General features: G+C 41.8%; 15 protein-coding genes. 4 read left to right on the forward strand and 11 right to left on the reverse strand.

Annotated features, from left to right (window positions below):
* Window positions 1-475 precede the first annotated feature (475 nt).
* Window positions 476-2608, reverse strand: coding sequence for an HD family phosphohydrolase (locus KEM09_RS18155; RefSeq protein ID WP_212230468.1), 2133 nt, complete (start codon window positions 2606-2608; stop codon window positions 476-478).
* Between the two features lie 153 nt (window positions 2609-2761).
* On the opposite strand from KEM09_RS18155, the gene KEM09_RS18160 reads away from it, so the two are divergent.
* The gene (locus tag KEM09_RS18160; protein WP_212230470.1) at window positions 2762-3538 is read left to right on the forward strand and encodes a C40 family peptidase; all 777 of its coding nucleotides are present in this window, start codon (window positions 2762-2764) and stop codon (window positions 3536-3538) included.
* Window positions 3538-3975, forward strand: coding sequence for an NUDIX domain-containing protein (locus KEM09_RS18165; protein WP_212230471.1), 438 nt, complete (start codon window positions 3538-3540; stop codon window positions 3973-3975). Before KEM09_RS18160 ends, KEM09_RS18165 begins: the two co-directional genes overlap by 1 nt.
* On the opposite strand, the gene KEM09_RS18170 is transcribed toward KEM09_RS18165, so the two are convergent.
* Genes KEM09_RS18170 through dapB form a run of 5 tightly spaced genes read right to left on the reverse strand, consistent with a single transcriptional unit; the run spans window position 3952 to window position 8254 of the window.
* A complete protein-coding gene (locus KEM09_RS18170; protein WP_212230472.1) occupies window positions 3952-4587 on the reverse strand; it encodes a WbqC family protein in 636 nt (211 codons plus the stop codon). The two genes, KEM09_RS18165 and KEM09_RS18170, sit on opposite strands and share 24 nt — an antisense overlap.
* A complete protein-coding gene (locus KEM09_RS18175; RefSeq protein WP_212230473.1) occupies window positions 4574-4834 on the reverse strand; it encodes a lipopolysaccharide assembly protein LapA domain-containing protein in 261 nt (86 codons plus the stop codon). The genes KEM09_RS18170 and KEM09_RS18175 overlap by 14 nt, the downstream gene beginning before the upstream one ends.
* Before the next feature lie 42 nt (window positions 4835-4876).
* On the reverse strand, window positions 4877-6046 hold the full coding sequence (gene lepB / locus KEM09_RS18180; RefSeq protein WP_212230474.1) for a signal peptidase I: 1170 nt from the start codon (window positions 6044-6046) through the stop codon (window positions 4877-4879).
* Window positions 6047-6093: 47 nt separating this feature from the next.
* A complete protein-coding gene (gene lepB / locus KEM09_RS18185) occupies window positions 6094-7521 on the reverse strand; it encodes a signal peptidase I (protein ID WP_212230475.1) in 1428 nt (475 codons plus the stop codon).
* A gap of 16 nt (window positions 7522-7537) precedes the next feature.
* The gene (gene dapB / locus KEM09_RS18190) at window positions 7538-8254 is read right to left on the reverse strand and encodes a 4-hydroxy-tetrahydrodipicolinate reductase (RefSeq protein ID WP_212230476.1); all 717 of its coding nucleotides are present in this window, start codon (window positions 8252-8254) and stop codon (window positions 7538-7540) included.
* A gap of 678 nt (window positions 8255-8932) precedes the next feature.
* On the opposite strand from dapB, the gene KEM09_RS18195 reads away from it, so the two are divergent.
* On the forward strand, window positions 8933-9862 hold the full coding sequence (locus KEM09_RS18195) for a glucosaminidase domain-containing protein (RefSeq protein ID WP_212230478.1): 930 nt from the start codon (window positions 8933-8935) through the stop codon (window positions 9860-9862).
* A gap of 69 nt (window positions 9863-9931) precedes the next feature.
* Here the strand turns inward: KEM09_RS18195 and fmt are convergent, their stop codons facing one another.
* From fmt to KEM09_RS18210, 3 genes are all read right to left on the reverse strand, one after another.
* Entirely contained in the window at window positions 9932-10891 is a 960-nt protein-coding gene (fmt, locus tag KEM09_RS18200) for a methionyl-tRNA formyltransferase (RefSeq protein WP_244825099.1), read from the reverse strand.
* A gap of 18 nt (window positions 10892-10909) precedes the next feature.
* The gene (locus KEM09_RS18205) at window positions 10910-11098 is read right to left on the reverse strand and encodes a C1orf53 family protein (protein ID WP_212230479.1); all 189 of its coding nucleotides are present in this window, start codon (window positions 11096-11098) and stop codon (window positions 10910-10912) included.
* A gap of 178 nt (window positions 11099-11276) precedes the next feature.
* On the reverse strand, window positions 11277-12263 hold the full coding sequence (locus KEM09_RS18210; protein WP_212230480.1) for a dihydroorotate dehydrogenase-like protein: 987 nt from the start codon (window positions 12261-12263) through the stop codon (window positions 11277-11279).
* A gap of 74 nt (window positions 12264-12337) precedes the next feature.
* Between KEM09_RS18210 and KEM09_RS18215 the strand changes: the two genes are divergently transcribed.
* Complete coding sequence (locus KEM09_RS18215; protein ID WP_212230481.1) at window positions 12338-13414, forward strand: anhydro-N-acetylmuramic acid kinase; 1077 nt, start codon at window positions 12338-12340, stop codon at window positions 13412-13414.
* Window positions 13415-13653: 239 nt separating this feature from the next.
* Here the strand turns inward: KEM09_RS18215 and KEM09_RS18220 are convergent, their stop codons facing one another.
* Together KEM09_RS18220 and KEM09_RS18225 are read right to left on the reverse strand one after the other, a co-directional pair.
* Window positions 13654-14895, reverse strand: a complete 1242-nt coding sequence (locus tag KEM09_RS18220) for a bifunctional 3,4-dihydroxy-2-butanone-4-phosphate synthase/GTP cyclohydrolase II (protein WP_212230482.1) — start codon at window positions 14893-14895, stop codon at window positions 13654-13656.
* Between the two features lie 80 nt (window positions 14896-14975).
* Complete coding sequence (locus KEM09_RS18225) at window positions 14976-16490, reverse strand: LptF/LptG family permease (protein WP_212230483.1); 1515 nt, start codon at window positions 16488-16490, stop codon at window positions 14976-14978.
* Window positions 16491-16508: the final 18 nt, after the last annotated feature.

The raw sequence follows: 16508 nt of genomic DNA on the forward strand, positions 1-16508 counted from the left end.
GGGTGTTTAATCCTGGTCCCTAGATAGAACACGCGCGTAACAGGTATAAGCATAGTTCTTACACAATCTGTAGAGAAAAAGCTTGAGTTCTGTTATCTCAAAAATTGCCTTGTAATTTTAATGTCTACTCGAATTAAATGTGTGATTAAATTAGTTTGGAATGTGTCCATTGCAGTACGCGAGTGTTAATCATACCTTTTATGACGCTGGTGAGCTTATTTAAGACAGGAGATGCTGCTTCAACTGGATTGGTGAATACTGAAGCACTATTAAATTGAACTTATGTAATGCGAGAATAGCCTACATTAAAGCCAAGCTCTTTATAATGATACAATGCAAGGCGATAGAGGATTAATTTGAATTTGCTATATATGCTTCCAAGGCATACTTATAAGCCTAATTCATCATTGGTATTGGAGTAAGAGATTTATAAAACAAACCCCACTGAAAATTTTATCAATGGGGTTAGAAATCTTTACTTCTTAATATCTGGATATTCTATCCGTGCGTGATAAATATTTTTGAGCTTATTTTTAAAGACCTCTTTAGCTTCAGTAATTTCTTTAAATGTAATGGGGGCATTAATAAATTGGTCTTCCTCAATCTGAATATTAATAATCTTCTCGACCAATTTATCAATTTCATCATCCGAATAACTTTTAAGGCTTCTGGAAGCAGCTTCAATGGAATCGGCCATCATTAAAATGGCTGTTTCTTTAGTAAATGGTGTGGGGCCCGGATAAGAGAATGCAGATATGTCTGGTGTTTTTTCAGGGTATTTGTTGATATATGAATTGTAAAAATAGCGTGTTTTGGTAGTTCCCTGGTGGGTGGTGATAAAATCAATAATCTGACGTGGGAGGTTATGTTTCTGCGCCATTTTAACGCCATTATCGATGTGATTAATAACAATACGTGCACTATCTTCAAAATCGAGTTTAGTATGCGGATTTAAGCCGCCAGCCTGATTTTCGGTGAAGAAAAGTGGTGATGCCATTTTACCTATGTCATGATACATGGCACCGGCTCTCACCAATGCCGGGTTGGCACCCAATTTATACGCTACTTCCTGAGCCAGATTACCTACTTGTATACTATGCTGGAAAGTACCAGGTGTTGCCTCAGCCATTTCTCTTAAAACAGGATGGTTGGTATCAGCCAATTCGATAAGAGTGACATCCGATAGAAAGCCAAAAATACGTTCGAAAATCCAAATCAGTGGATACACCATTAGTAACATTACTCCATTGGCGGCATAATAGGCAAACATAACCGGATTGATGTTTTTCAATGTGCCTTCCTGCCACAATAATAGCGATGTATAAAAGAGAGAATAGGTGAGTATAATGAGCATAGCTGTTCTGACGATGTGGCTGCGACGCGTCATGCGGAATAAGCTAAACATGGCCACCAAACCTACAGGTATCTGGATAAATACAAACTCAAAGCTGTTTTGTGCAAAAAACGCGCAAATAAGTATGGTGATCACATGCATGAAAAAGGCCAGACGACTATCAAGGAATGTTCGAATGATGATCGGAAGAATGGCAAATGGTATGATGAAGAATGGGAAATGTACAAAAAACTGCTTTAGGCTGGCAAATAACACCATCGTTAGTGTTATCAGCAGAATAAAACTGATGGAACTGATGGAATTGAATACGTCTCTTCTAAAGTAGAAAAGGAATAGATAGATAGAGGTAAACATGAGGGCGACCAGTAAAAGCTGGCCTGACAGTATAAAATAATAATCGGTATCTGATACAATGTTGGCTTCGTATTTGCGCCTCAATGAATCCAGTACCTTTTCGATTTCACTTGTTACAATCTCACCCTGGTCGATGATGCGCTGGCCAGCCAATACTCGCCCCGATGTAAGTGAAATATTTTTTCTTAGCTGGGCAAGTTCAGTCGCACTTCGTTCTTCATTTATAAGTACGTTGGCCTTTATGTATTTATTAAGTTGCAGACTGTTGATTAGCTGCGAAACTTCACCAATTATTTCCTCATTTTCAAGAGGTAAATCAGTGGCGGAATTTCTGGCAAGTCGTTGGTAAGCACTGGTTCGTTGTTCTAACTCCGAAAGCTCATAGGGCTCCACGTAAGTGCCTTTAATCAACATCATCTCAAAGGAGGGTTGGGCATCCACATACTCTTCGGGCAGAAGAATGATACCTTGAGCGTATAGTTCATTAAGATTGTCAATGATGCTATTCTTTAGTAAAGCAAAATAGTTGATTTTATCTTTATTGCCTTTGGCCAACAGAGGATAATTATCCTGATTATTATTAACAAATCCATCATAGTCATTCGAAAACTCCTCCTTGATGCTTTGAACCATAGATGTGTCAAACTCAAAATAAGGGCGATAATTCTTTAGAGCCGCGTTGGTCTCATCGTTAAGTTCAGCCTGTGTTTTGTAAATAGGAAAGTCGAATGGTGCAATCAAGGTTTGGTGTTTCCAGGGCGTACCATTCTGATATTCATATGCAAATTTCCCTGTTTTGGGAAGCAAATAGGTAACAATAACAATGCTGATAATGAAAAGAAGTATCCTTACAAATGGCTTGTAAAACTTGCTTTTAAATCCAGAAAACAGTTCGAGCATAATCCTAAAATTTTATTAAAGGCACAATTAATATGACCAAAGATAGCTAAAGGTAAGTTTTTTTACCCCAATTTTGTTCATGATAGTAGTGCTTGCTGCTATTCCTGTCGTTATGCGATAGGACCATTGAAGCGAACATAAATAGGTGATTTGATGGAAAAATCAATTTGTACGTATGGTTTCATACCAGTAAGAAATGAGGCGACTGAACGCTCTGAGATGGTCACACAATTATTATTTGGAGATACCTTTGATGTAATTGAACGAGCGGATGATTGGTGCAAAATACAATTGCATGATGATAATTACATTGGGTGGATCAATGCTAAACTGGTTGCCAAACTCTCAGAAAAGGAGGTTGAAAGGTGGATAAATGCCGAGAAATGGACAGTGCCGGCGCCCTTTATCAGAGTGGTTTCTGAACCAGATAAAACAACGCACCTCCTATCAGGTGGCAGTAGTGTCTTTTTTAATAGTAGCGACCGAAATAGCTTCACAATAGGAAATAAGGAGTACTATATTTCTGGTAATTATAGTGCTTCTAAACCGGCTAGTTCAATAGCCGACAATGCCACGGCCTTTATAAATGCCCCTTATTTATGGGGAGGACGTAGTTTCTATGGTATCGACTGCTCCGGCTTTACTCAGGTTGTACTGAAAATGTCGGGAATTCAATTGCCTCGAGATGCTTCACAGCAAGTTGAGCTGGGTTCGATTATTAGTTTTGTTGAAGAGGCTGCACTGGGCGACCTGGCCTTTTTCGATAACGAGGAAGGAACCATTACTCATGTTGGTCTTTGTCTTGGCAAAGGAGATATCATTCATGCCTCTGGGCGTGTAAGGTTAGATAAACTCGATCATCAGGGTATATTTAATGAAGACACACGCACCTACACTCATAAATTGCGTGTGATAAAACGTATATTGTAATGGCTTATACCTACGAATATCCGCGCCCGGCAGTAACCACCGATGTTGTTCTGCTGGCAAAACAGACACGGCAACTGTTGTTGATACAGCGAGGTAATGAGCCTTATAAAGGCTTATGGGCTTTGCCCGGTGGCTTTGTTGATATGGACGAAGAATTATCGGATGCAGCTTTGCGCGAATTAAAGGAGGAGACAGGGATAGATACCATAGCCATAGAACAATTTAAAACCTATGGAGGCATAAATCGTGACCCACGTCATCGTACTATCTCAGTGGTTTACACAGCCGTAACCGAGCACCCGTTACTAGCTCAAGGTATGGATGATGCGGCTGATGCCAGGTGGTTTGATGTCGATAAATTACCGCACTTAGCTTTTGATCATCAGTTGATTATTGACGAGGCGCTTCACTTTTTAGCCAATAATGGAGGCCTTTAAAATGTCATAGGTTTCAGGTCCTTTGCTAAACAAAAGGTCAATCACACTCAGGTTTGGGACAAAAGAATATTTCTCCGCAAATACCTGTCGATATTCAATGGTTTGGTATTGTTTATCATTTTCAGGCAATGATTTGGGATGAATAATTCTACGCAGATCGTTAGGTTGATCGCTGGTAGCCACATACTCATCACTTAGCCTAATATTTACATCCAGCTCTAATTCATCAAGCATAGTCTTGAATAAGCCCATATTAAAGTCTATCAGGTATTTGTATTGCTTATGATAGAATGGGGCGAAGTCATCGGCGTAATACTCAAAAAATGGGGAACTGTTATAGGCCGACACGATTGAGCGCCAGTGCTGCTTTTGCCAATCCATGTCATAGCTGATGAGCGTTTCTTTAATGCTTGTTCGGCTTCCTTTGATATTGGTAACCGGTATGGCCAGATGCATTGGCCCATTGGCACCAGCAATTGAGCAGCGGTTGGCATATGTTTTTCGTTGGTAGTTAGCCTGCTGTTCAATAACCACAACATCAGCATTAACAATGTGCGAAAAGAGCTGCACAGGTCCTAAATAAGTCAGCGGAATTATCTTAGTTGTTGGCATTCGTATCACTTAATTCTTCAGTATACTCAGGCGTATCGTTGATTGGTTCTTTCTTTTTCTTTGATTTGATAAAAAAGTAAGAGGCACCGGCGATGAATCCGGTTAGAAAAACAATAATGAGCAGGATGGCCAGTGAAACCCGTATTTCGTTAAACAGAATATTTACGCTTACGGGATCAGCATTCTTGGCTGAGAAAATCACCAATATGGCCGATGAAATCAAAATTACCCAGAATGATTTTTTCATTTGACAGCAGTTAAAAGTTATGCGTGCAAGATAGGCATTTTATCACTTAGTGTCCGAAAGTTTTTCAACCCGACCTATAATATGGTTTTCGGGCACAAAACCCCAATAGCGGCTATCGAAAGAATGCTTTTGATTATCACCGGCTACCCAGTAGTAATTCATTTTAAAGGTATATTCTTTGCTGTTTTTACCATTTATAAGAATTGTGTTGTCCTTTATAGTCAGGTGATTATCTTCATAGGCCTCAATAATGCGCCTGTACAAGGGAATATTGGTCATTGTGAGGCGCACTGTTTTACCTTTGGTAGGTATGATGATGGGGCCCATATAGGATGCATTCCAGAAGTAACTGGCCTGAAACGGGAATACATAGGTGTTGGGCATGTTCATGGTTTCTTCTTCAATGTTCAGGTACTCACCCCAATTGTTTTCTTCCAACAGCTTACGCTGTATCTCAATTTGCTGAGCGCCGTTTTCCCTGTATGTGGTATGCGCTTTTTTTCTGATAGTGTCTTTTATATGGTCGGGAGCGGATGAGCGTAAACTGTATTTGCCGATAAATAATGCGTTGCATGCCAAACGCTGATTATTGATAAAATATTCGCCGTTGCTTATGCTCATGGTATCGCCTGGCAAAGCTATCAGTCGTTTAATAAAAATCTTACGATTCGCCACAGGATTGTGCTGAACTTCAGCTTTCAGAAGTGGATTGTAGCTTTTGGTTGTTTGGTATTGTCTTTTAACAAAGTGATAGTTTTCCTCTACGTGCTTTACAAAGCTGGTATCAGCTTCGGGGAAATGAAAGGCTATCACATCGCCGTGTTTCATGGGTGAATAACCAGGTAGTCTGCGGTATTTCTGAGATTGATTAACCTGACGGGCTGGTCCGTAGGCCAGTTTATTAATGACAATCAATTCATTGATGTTGTGAGCCGGGCTCATGCTGCTCGACTGCATGGTGTAAAAGCTAATGGCGCAGGTATTAACAAACCCAATAAACAGGATGGAGATACCTAAGGCCAGTAACCATTCAAGCCACCTGACCTTGGCGCGTGCTATCCGATTAAAATAGTTGTGCAACCATTGTTTAAGAGCCGGGTGCCAAAGCAATATACTTACCAGGCAAAGCAGGCTGATGAGTACCCAGCTTTGGCTCCAGATGGCCAGTAAGAGCCAGAGAATGATCAGTAAATATTGTAAGGCAGCTTTCACGCTTAATATAAAAAAGGGAAGCTCCTGTTTGAGCTTCCCGGATGTATTTAGTTATGTACTATTTTAAAGAATCTATCCCAACGGATATTGGCAGGGAATCCTTTGTCGGTATCAAGCGATAGCCAGACAAGAATGGGCTTACCAACAATATGGTCTTCTGGTACAAAGCCCCAATAGCGCGAGTCGGCTGACTTGTGGCGGTTATCACCCAGCATAAAGTAATAGTTCATTTTAAAGGTATAGCTGGTGGCCAGCTTACCATTAATGTAAATCTGGTTATTTTTTACTTCCAGTTTATTGCCTTCGTAGGCTGTGATGATACGTTCGTAAATCACCAGGTTTTTCATGTTCAGCTCCACCGTTTCACCAGCCACAGGCATTTTTAACGGCCCAAAGTTGTCGCGGCTCCAATTATAGTCGCTACTGAAAGGGAAGACCTGGAAACCACTGCCGTTAGGCTTTTCTTCTTCTATTTCGATGCTTTTGATAAACGACATGCCTTTTACCTGTTCTGCTTTGTCTTTGCTTAATGGCAGGTAATAGTTTGGCGCTATTTGGCCCAGATAGTCTGCTTTTGATATGCCCATGCGCTCAAAGAAACGGTTGTTAAGGACTGTCCCATCCGTTGTTATCTGGTAATTGTGCTGAATATCTTCAGGGTTGGTAACGGCTTCGCCATTGATGTATATCTGGTTGCTACGTATCTCAAACACATCACCGGGGATAGCCACACAGCGCTTCACATAGTTGTCGCGGCGGTCAACGGGACGGTATAACACCTCACCAAAGGTATTGGGGTCATTCGCAATCACCTTGCGGCCAATGTTCATCAGGTAGTGGTTGCGCTCCCAGTCGGAGTTAAAAGGTTGCTTTGGCATCAGTTCCTGGTTGCGCATCACTTGTGATTTACCAGCTTCCATCATCAGGTTGTAATAGTCAGGATTGGTTTGTCTGAACGGTACCGTATCACCTGCCGGGAAGTTAAACACCACAATGTCGTCGCGTTTCACATCGCCAAACCCTTTCAAACGTTTATAGTCCCAATGGGGCCAGCTGGTGTATGATTTGGTATTGATAATCGGGAAGGTATTTTGCACCAACGGAAACGCAATAGGTGTATTGGGCATACGTGGACCATAGCTTACCTTGCTCACAAATAGATGGTCGCCTACCAGCAATGATTTTTCAAGCGAGCTGGTGGGGATTTTATAGTTCTGAAACAGGAAGATATTAATCATGTACACGGCAATAAGTGCAAATACCAATGCATCGGTCCATTCGACAATAGCACTTGGTTTTTTGCCGTCTTTTGTTTTTTTCCAGAAGTCCCAGGGTATTTTCCTGGTGATGTAGTTATCAAATATCAATGGGTAAAGCAGTAGTAACCAAAAGTTACCCACCCATACTACCCAAAGGATGAAGATAATACTGGCCACTGCCAGTTTAATCCATTTAATTAGAGGTACATTTTGCATTAGAGTTCTGTTTAGGTTAGAAGTTTAATAAGTCGTTCATACTTAAGAAGCCTTTGTTTTGAGCGGCAAACTCGGCCGCCAACACTGCTCCCAGGGCAAAACCGTGTCGCGATTTAGCGCTGTGGTGAATGATGATTTCATCAACGGGCGATTCGTATTTGATGGTATGAATACCTGGTACCTCGCCTTCGCGGATGGCTTTGATGGCTATATCGGAACTGTTTTCTTCTTTGTCGAGTTTCCAGTTCCTTTTTGCATCCATATTTTCGATGATGCCTTCGGCCAGGGTGATAGCGGTTCCGCTTGGTGCATCCAGCTTTTGCGTGTGGTGCACTTCTTCCATCGACACGTTGTACTCGCTCATCTTATTCATGATGCGGGCCAGCTGTTTATTAAGCTCAAAAAAGATATTCACACCCAGGCTGAAATTGGAGGCATAGAAAAATGTTTGCTCCCCGTTTTTACAGCGTTCTTCTATTTCAGGTAGTTGGTCTAACCAGCCTGTAGTTCCCGAAACAACCGGAATATTAGCTTCGAAGCATTTTAAGTAGTTGGAGTAAGCGGCTTCGGGACGCGTAAACTCAATGGCGACATCGGCCGACTTAAAGCTGTCATCGTCGAACGAGTCATCGCGCGATACATCAATGATGCTTACAATTTCATGTCCACGGTCGAGTGCGATTTTTTCAATTGCCTGACCCATTTTTCCATACCCAATAAGTGCTATTTTCATTTTAAATCTATTTCTACAGTGCCTGTTCAGGTTTTCACCCACAACATTGATTTGTTGAATTATGAAGGGTTGAGTGTTTTACATGTATCAAAATCAACAGTAAAACATAGCCTTCAGGCAAAGATAAAAAATTCGTGAGTATGTCAGCAGTATTCGAACTCTTTAGCATTGTAATGCGCCTTACTTTAACCTTTCTTTAACGAATAGGTACTACAGTAGAGTTTTTTGTTTCGGTAATGACCACCTGGTATGGTGACATCTGTCTTTTTTAGTCGATAACCTGGCTTTTTTGCTCAAATAGCTGGTTGTGTAAGAAAGTTGTCTGGCTTTTACCCAGAGTGTTCTAAGAAAAAGTGAGAAATTTCTGTGAATTTACCAGCCTATTCTGACTTTTTTACAGTCTCTTGTAACAAAAGTGCAGATGGTTCTGGTTAAAAGACAGACTCATCTGGCCAAATGCCAGACGCTTGTGTGAAAAAGCCAGTGCTTTGAGTGAATTTGCCAGGTTGATGAGCTAAAATGCCAGAAGACTGCATTAATTTGCCTGACGCACCAGCGGATGAGGATGACCGATGATTCTGACAGGCAGGAATACTTATTGACGCATTAGACCGTTTATAAAACAGAGTTCGATTTAAATTTTATCTTTGCCACTGTCAAGCATATAAATTATAAGTAATGAAGTATTTGTTATTTGTTTCTGTCGTTTTAGTCTCGTGTTTTACATTTAGCACAAATGGGCAGTCCTACCGAAAAATATCTACACCCGAATACATCGATCAATATAAAGATTTAGCCATTAAAGAGATGAAGCGGGCAGGTATTCCGGCAAGTATCACCATGGCTCAGGGAATATTAGAGTCAGGGAGCGGTAACAGTACTTTGGCCCGTAAATCAAATAACCATTTCGGGATTAAGTGCCATAGTGATTGGAAAGGTAAACGCGTGTATCATGATGATGATAAGCGAGGTGAGTGTTTTCGAAAGTACAAAACCGTGTATGAGTCGTATATCGATCATTCTGAGTTTTTGGTGGGTAAGCAGCGTTATGCCAGCCTGTTCGAACTAAAAACAACCGACTACAAAGGATGGGCCAAGGGGCTTAAAAAAGCCGGTTATGCAACTGATCCGAAATATGCCCATCGCCTGATTGATATTATCGAAAAGCATAAGCTATATCTGCTGGATGAGAATAAAAAATGGCAGAAACAGAGCACGACTAAAGGTGATGATAAGTTTGAAATAACGACCTATAACACGCATGTGGTGGATTACAACAATGGAGTTAAGTACATCCGGGTTGAAGAGGGTGATACCTTCGACTCTGTATCGGAAGAGTTTGGGTTGCGACCATGGGAGTTATACCATTACAACGATGTTGCATCAGACACAAATATCCAGGACTACCGATATATTTATATTCAGGGCAAAAAAGGTAAAGCCCATAGAAGCCACGAATACCATGTGGTGAAAGAAGGGGAGACCTTGCATTACATTTCTCAAAAATATGGCGTGAAAATGAGTAAGCTGCAGCGATTTAATAACCTTGGCAAAAGCGAAAAGGTTAAAGCTGGAGATAAGTTAAGTTTAAGGCGCAGGAAGAAATAGACAGACATTAGATAACAATTGAAAATGGCCTTAAGCGATGTGTCTTAAGGCCATTTTTATATCTGGTAATTATAGGATGGATTCAATCTGATTGCAATCAAAACCCCTTAATAATTCTTCAATTGTCATGCGTTTTTTTCCAGCCAGTTGTAGCTGTGTAATGTTTAAAACGCCGTTGCCGGTGCCAATGCTCAGGTAAGTTTTATTATCTGAATCGAACTGACCGGGAGCAAGCTGCTTGCTTTTATTGCGTTCGGCAAAAAATAGTTTACAGCTTATTTCTTTGCCGGTCTTCATCTTAAACTCGGTCCAGGCTGTTGGGTAAGGCGAAAGTCCACGAATATGATTACGAATAGACTCGGCATCTTGCTTCCAGTCAATGCGGCAATCGTCCTTAAATATTTTTGGCGCATGCTTCAGCAGATTATCATCATTATCCTGCGGCAGAGCTTCAGCTCTTCCTTCTTCAATAGCTTTTACGGTTTTTACCACCAGACCAGCTCCCAGCAGCATCATCTTGTCATGCACGGTGCCAGCAGTATCATCATCAGTAATTGGCATTTTCTCCTGAAAGATAATGTTACCGGTATCTATTTCATGCTTTAAAAAGAAGGTGGTAACGCCGGTTTCTTTATCGCCATTGATTACCGCCCAGTTAATAGGAGCGGCACCACGGTAACGTGGTAATAATGAGCCATGCAAGTTGAATGACCCCATTGGAGGCATGTTCCACACCACCTCGGGCAGCATGCGGAAAGCTACAATAATCTGCAGGTCTGCCTTAAGCGCTTTTAGTTCTTCCAGAAATTCCGGGTTCTTTAGTTTTTCGGGTTGCAACACCGGAATGTTTACCGATAAGGCGTATTCTTTTACCGGCGATTGTTTTAGCTTCTGTCCACGGCCCGCCGGGCGATCAGGAGCTGTTACCACGCCTACAATATTATATTGGTTTTCCACCAGTGCTTTCAGGCTTTCCACAGCAAAATCAGGAGTGCCCATAAACACGATGCGTAAATGTTTGTCAGCCATGTGTTATTATGTTTGCGGTTATTCTTTTAATTCACGGTTGCCTTTATGATGTGGAGGGAAATAGGGGCAGTGCTTACACCCATTGCCACAACAATAGCCGCGCTCCCTCAGGTATTTCTCAGTCATCACTCTAAAGCCCCTGGGATCCATGTAATAGTCAACATTTTCCTTTAGTGGCTCTGACATATAATAATCGTCGATATTCATTTTTGATGTTTAATTGACAAAGATAAGGTGAAATATGGATAAGTAGGCCAAAACTATTGCTCTATAAACAGGAATCGCTCCAATGTTGATGAAGCAACATTGAAGCGAATCTTTAGCAATTCAAACGCTTTTCAGAACTTTACCAAGTCTTAAATCTTATGACTGGATGCTTACCAGGTTACTTCTGACTAAATTGTTTCATAAACTGCACACGCAGGTAACCCGCCGGATTGACCGCTTTTGATTGACTGAGTGAGCCGCGGAAGTCGTCAAGCGTTTTAAATTCGTGCTTTTGCATCCATTTATCCAGCTCATAGTTAAATCGCTCAATTGAGTCGATACCATTTTTGTATAAGGTACTGGCCAGTTGTACCACCTGTGCACCGGCCAGCAGCATTTTTAAAATGGTGCGCGAATCATGAATGCCTGTCGTAGCAGCCAGGTCACATTCAGTGCGGCTGGAAGTTAGGGCAATCCACCTTAGTGGCATGGTATATTCATACTCCTGACTGAAAATATGAGTTGGTATCACTTCAAGATTGTCCACATCAATGTCGGGTGAGTAGAAACGGTTGAAAAGCACCAGTCCGGCAATACCCGTCTTTGATAAGCGGGTGATGATATCGGCCAGGTTCGAGAAATAATGGCTTATTTTAATGGCCACCGGTATGTTCACCTCTTTTAGTACGGCTTCAATAATGTCAAAATACACCTGTTCATTATCGAGTCCTTTGCGATCAGTATCCGATGGTAATGAGAAAATATTCAGTTCAATAGCATCGGCACCGGCATCCTGCAGATTGCGTGCATAGGCCGGCCAGTTATGTGAGGTAATACAGTTAACGCTGGCAATGACCGGTATATTCACCTCTTTCTTACAATCATTGATGAGCTTGAGGTATTCACTCAAAGTACCTTCAACGTCAAAGGTGTCGTAATAATCCATTGTTTCAGGGTAGAGGTAGTTTTCAGAGTGCATGCGATGCAGCTCACGTTCCATCTCCGTCACAATTTCCTCTTCGAATAATGATTTAAGAACAACGGCTCCGGCTCCGGCTTTCTCCAGGTGTTTAATGTCTTCGAGTGAGTTGGTCAATCCTGAGCTGGCGGCTATTATCGGGCTGCTTAACTTCAGTCCCATGTAGGTTGTTGAAATGTCGGGCATAATTCTGAATTTTATTGAATAAAGGGGTTAAAAACTAAAATTCTTCACAACTTTAATGCTTAATAGCATGTGTCATGATTAAACAAATAAAGAATTCGTATTGTTGCGTAGGGCTTATGTCGGGTACATCATTAGATGGGTTGGACCTGGTGCTTTGTGAGTTTAAGCGACACTCAAAGAACTGGTCGTACCAGATTGAGAAGTATGCCACTGTGGCCTATCTGCCGCAGTGGAAGAAACGCCTGCAGCAAGCGCCTGATGCCTCAGGAAGGGAGTTGATGCAGCTGCACCGTGATTATGGACGATGGATGGCTAAGGAGGTTGAATTTTTTGTTAGGGATGCTCGCAGTCAGCCCGATATGATTGCATCGCATGGGCATACCGTTTTTCATGAGCCTGCCAGTGGTATGAATTTTCAGCTGGGTGATGGACATGTCATTGCCGCAGAAACAGGTATTACTACCATATCTGATTTCAGAAGTCTTGATGTGTGTTTGAATGGTCAGGGAGCACCTCTGGTACCCATCGGCGATGAACTGTTGTTTTCAGAATATCAGGCTTGTGTGAATATTGGCGGTTTTGTTAATATTTCCTGTAATAAAGATAACGAGCGTATCGCCTGGGATATCTGTCCGGCTAATTTTATCGCTAACCGACTGGTGGAGCAAAAGAACTTGTCGATGGACGAAGACGGAGCTATTGGTGCCGTCGGTCAGGTGATTGACGAAATGCTTGATGAGCTAAATGAATTACCCTACTATAAGCAGACGGCTCCAAAGTCATTGGCACAGGAGTGGGTTGAACGATTTATATGGCCCCTATTGAATAAGTATCAGCATTATTCGCTGAGTGACCGGCTGAGAACCTTCTATGAGCATATGGCCACAATTATAGCAAATGACCTGAATAAGCAAGCGCCGGCAGGTACTTATCTGTTTACTGGTGGTGGGGTTTATAATGGTTTTTTAATGACATTAATCCGAGAGAAAGTAAAAGGAAAAGTGGTAATACCCGATAATGTGCTGGTTGAGTTTAAAGAAGCACTTGTTTTTTCACTACTTGGATTATTACGATTAACAGGAGAAACGAACTGTTTGAAGAGTGTTACCGGCGCATCAAGAGATTGTTCGTCTGGCATTATTTGTGGGTAAGCACATGTGATTGGAAAGGTAAAAAGAAACTGGTGGAGCCTCAATGGTCATTGTCAATCTTATCACTAATCACACCCTTTAAATGACCAAATTACTTGACCGCAGAAATAAGTAATGGCATCCACCAGCACCTCTTACTTAAAGAAACACATCAACTATAAATATGTTTACGCATGATTAAAAAATAGCGCATAAAAAAAAGGAGGCATGGCCTCCTTTCGCTGTATATTGAGTTGTTTTTACTCTTTATTGTTGTATTTGAAGAACTCAAGATTGTGCCCCATTTTCTCTTTCTTGGTCTTCATATAATGTTCGTTATGCGGATTGGGAGTTACCTCAATGGAGATATTGTCAACCACTTCTAATCCATAGCCCTCCAGTCCTATACGTTTGATCGGATTGTTGGTCATTAGGCGCATTTTTCTAACGCCCAATTCACGAAGGATTTGTGCGCCAACTCCATAATCGCGCTCATCCTCTTCAAATCCCAATTCAATATTGGCATCAACTGTATCCAGACCTTCTTCCTGCAGTTTATAGGCGGCTATTTTATTCATCAGACCAATGCCACGGCCTTCCTGATTCATGTATACAACCACGCCTTTGCCTTCGTTCTCAATCAATTCCATGGCTTTGTGCAATTGCTCACCACACTCGCAGCGCAACGATCCAAAGATGTCGCCCGTGGCACAGGATGAGTGTACGCGTACCAGAATAGGTTCATCTTCGGTCCATTCTCCCTTAATCAGTGCCATGTGTTCAAGGCCGTTTGATTTCTGTTTGAACGGGATAAAACGAAAATCACCCACTGCAGTAGGCAGGTTGACTTCAACACCTTTAATAATCAGGCTCTCTTTTTGTAATCGATAGGCAATTAAGTCCTTTATGGTAATGATCTTCAACTGAAACTTCTCGGCAATTTTCACCAGCTGTGGCAGACGCGCCATTGTACCGTCTTCGTTAAGAATCTCTACCAATACAGCCGACGGATGCAAGCCAGCTAAGCGCGCCAAATCAACACCTGCTTCGGTGTGGCCGGCACGGCGAAGTACACCTCTGTTTTTTGCCTTAAGTGGAAAAATATGCCCCGGGCGTCCCAGCTCTTCCGGTTTTGTTTCCGGATTTGTTAATGCCAAAATGGTTTTGGCTCTGTCTGAAGCTGAAATACCAGTTGTACAGCCATAGCCCAATAAATCAACAGATACTGTAAAAGGCGTAGCATGGCTGGCTGTGTTTTTGCCTACCATTAAATCCAACTCCAGCTCTTCACATCTTTCTTCTGTTAACGGCGTGCAAATTAAGCCACGTCCATGTGTGGCCATGAAATTGACCTTTTCAGGGGTCATCAATTCTGCTGCAGCAATAAAATCGCCTTCATTTTCTCGATCTTCATCGTCCACAACAATGATTAGTTCACCATTTTTTATTGCTTCAATAGCCTCCGGTATTGAATTTAATTCAAATTCTTGTTCTGCTGACATTTGCTCTAGTTATTTCGACAGTGTTAACCGCTATGGGACTGCAAAATTAATGAAAATAAGCACCTAAACAATGAAATGCCTCAGGTCTTGGATTTTGTTTCATCTTCTTTTTCTCTGTCCAACCGGTTTTGTAAATCAAATTTCTCCCGTTTAAATAGCTTCTGGAAGAATATTCTGTACGCATCGGCGTTGAGCAGGGTTGAGTCGGTGGCTGACTTATAGGTTAAGAAGACACCCAATGGAAACAAGATGGCGGATGATAACCACATGCCTTGATAAACTTTCCAGGCACCTTCGTTGGCAAACTTGGCTCCAAGTGTATCGATGATGTAATAGAAAATAAAAAACAAGACAGATATAACTACCGGCATGCCCAGTCCTCCTTTACGAATAATGGCTCCTAAGGGTGCGCCAATAAAGAAAAAGATAAAGCAGGCAAACGAAAGGGTAAACTTTCGGTGTACCTCCATGTAATGCCGTGTTATTTTTTGCCTGTAGTTTTTGTAGCGCGATAACTTACCTTCTAACTGGCTGCGATTGTCTTGCGCCTGACGTTTAGCTCCCTCAATGGCAATAAGCTTTTGGTGATCATTCATCGCCAGTAGCAAAGAGTCGTAGTCAAGGGGGGGTACGGAATCTAAAGCCAGCTGTGGCGCTTCCTTGTTTCTTCTTTGGTAGTAACGTCTTTGTTGAAAGAAGAAATTCTCTGTTTGTTTACTGACTTCTCCAAGCAAAGTATTCTTCTCCATATTTAAGGTATCGATGCCACTCTTCAACTGGGTTAGGTTTTTCATCCGGTCGTTACTGGAGAATAGCTTCTCATCGCTTCGTTCCAGATTATGACCCTCCATTTCAAACAGGGCAATCTGCTTCTTAAATTTATCTTGTCTGAATCGCTGTTTCTCTCGGTCATCAAGCCTTTTTCGCTGACTTTGTACGTTTTCTTCAAAACGGATGCCATCCATGAGTGTTAGCTTCATATAGCCATTATCCTCCGATACCTGCAGCTTGCCTGAATCGGCGAGCGTTACATTAGAATTGGGATTCCGACTGTCACGGTGGTCGTATATCATGACATCCTGCATTAATCCTGTTTCAGGATCTTTGCTGCTTATTTTAATTCTGAAATCTTCAATGCCATCGTAAAAAATCTGCTCTTTAATTTCAAGCTCAGGTTTCTTTTGTTTAACCGACCACAGTAAAGTATAGAGCTTTAGGTTGGCCCATGGCAATACATTATTTGAGAATCCAAAAGCCAGCACCGAGATGATAATGGTTACATAAATCAACGATTTCATGGTGCGAAGCAGCGATACGCCTGAAGCTTTAATGGCTGTGAGCTCATAGTTCTCACCCAGGCTGCCAAAGGTCATCAGTGAGGCCAGTAGTATGGCTAATGGCAGGGCCATGGGTATTACCTGAACAGAGGCATAGAACATAAGTTCGGCCAGAGTGAAAAAGTCTAGTCCTTTACCCACCAAATCATCAACATATCGCCACAGAAACTGCATTACTAATATGAATAACGATATAAAGAAGGTCATGGCCAATGGACCCAGGTAACTTTTTAAAATAAACAGGTGTAGCTTCTTCATGTTCTCATTAATCTCACT

Origin of the sequence: Carboxylicivirga mesophila (assembly GCF_018271975.1) — a bacterium.
GTDB classification, from domain to species: Bacteria; Bacteroidota; Bacteroidia; order Bacteroidales; family Marinilabiliaceae; genus Carboxylicivirga; species Carboxylicivirga mesophila.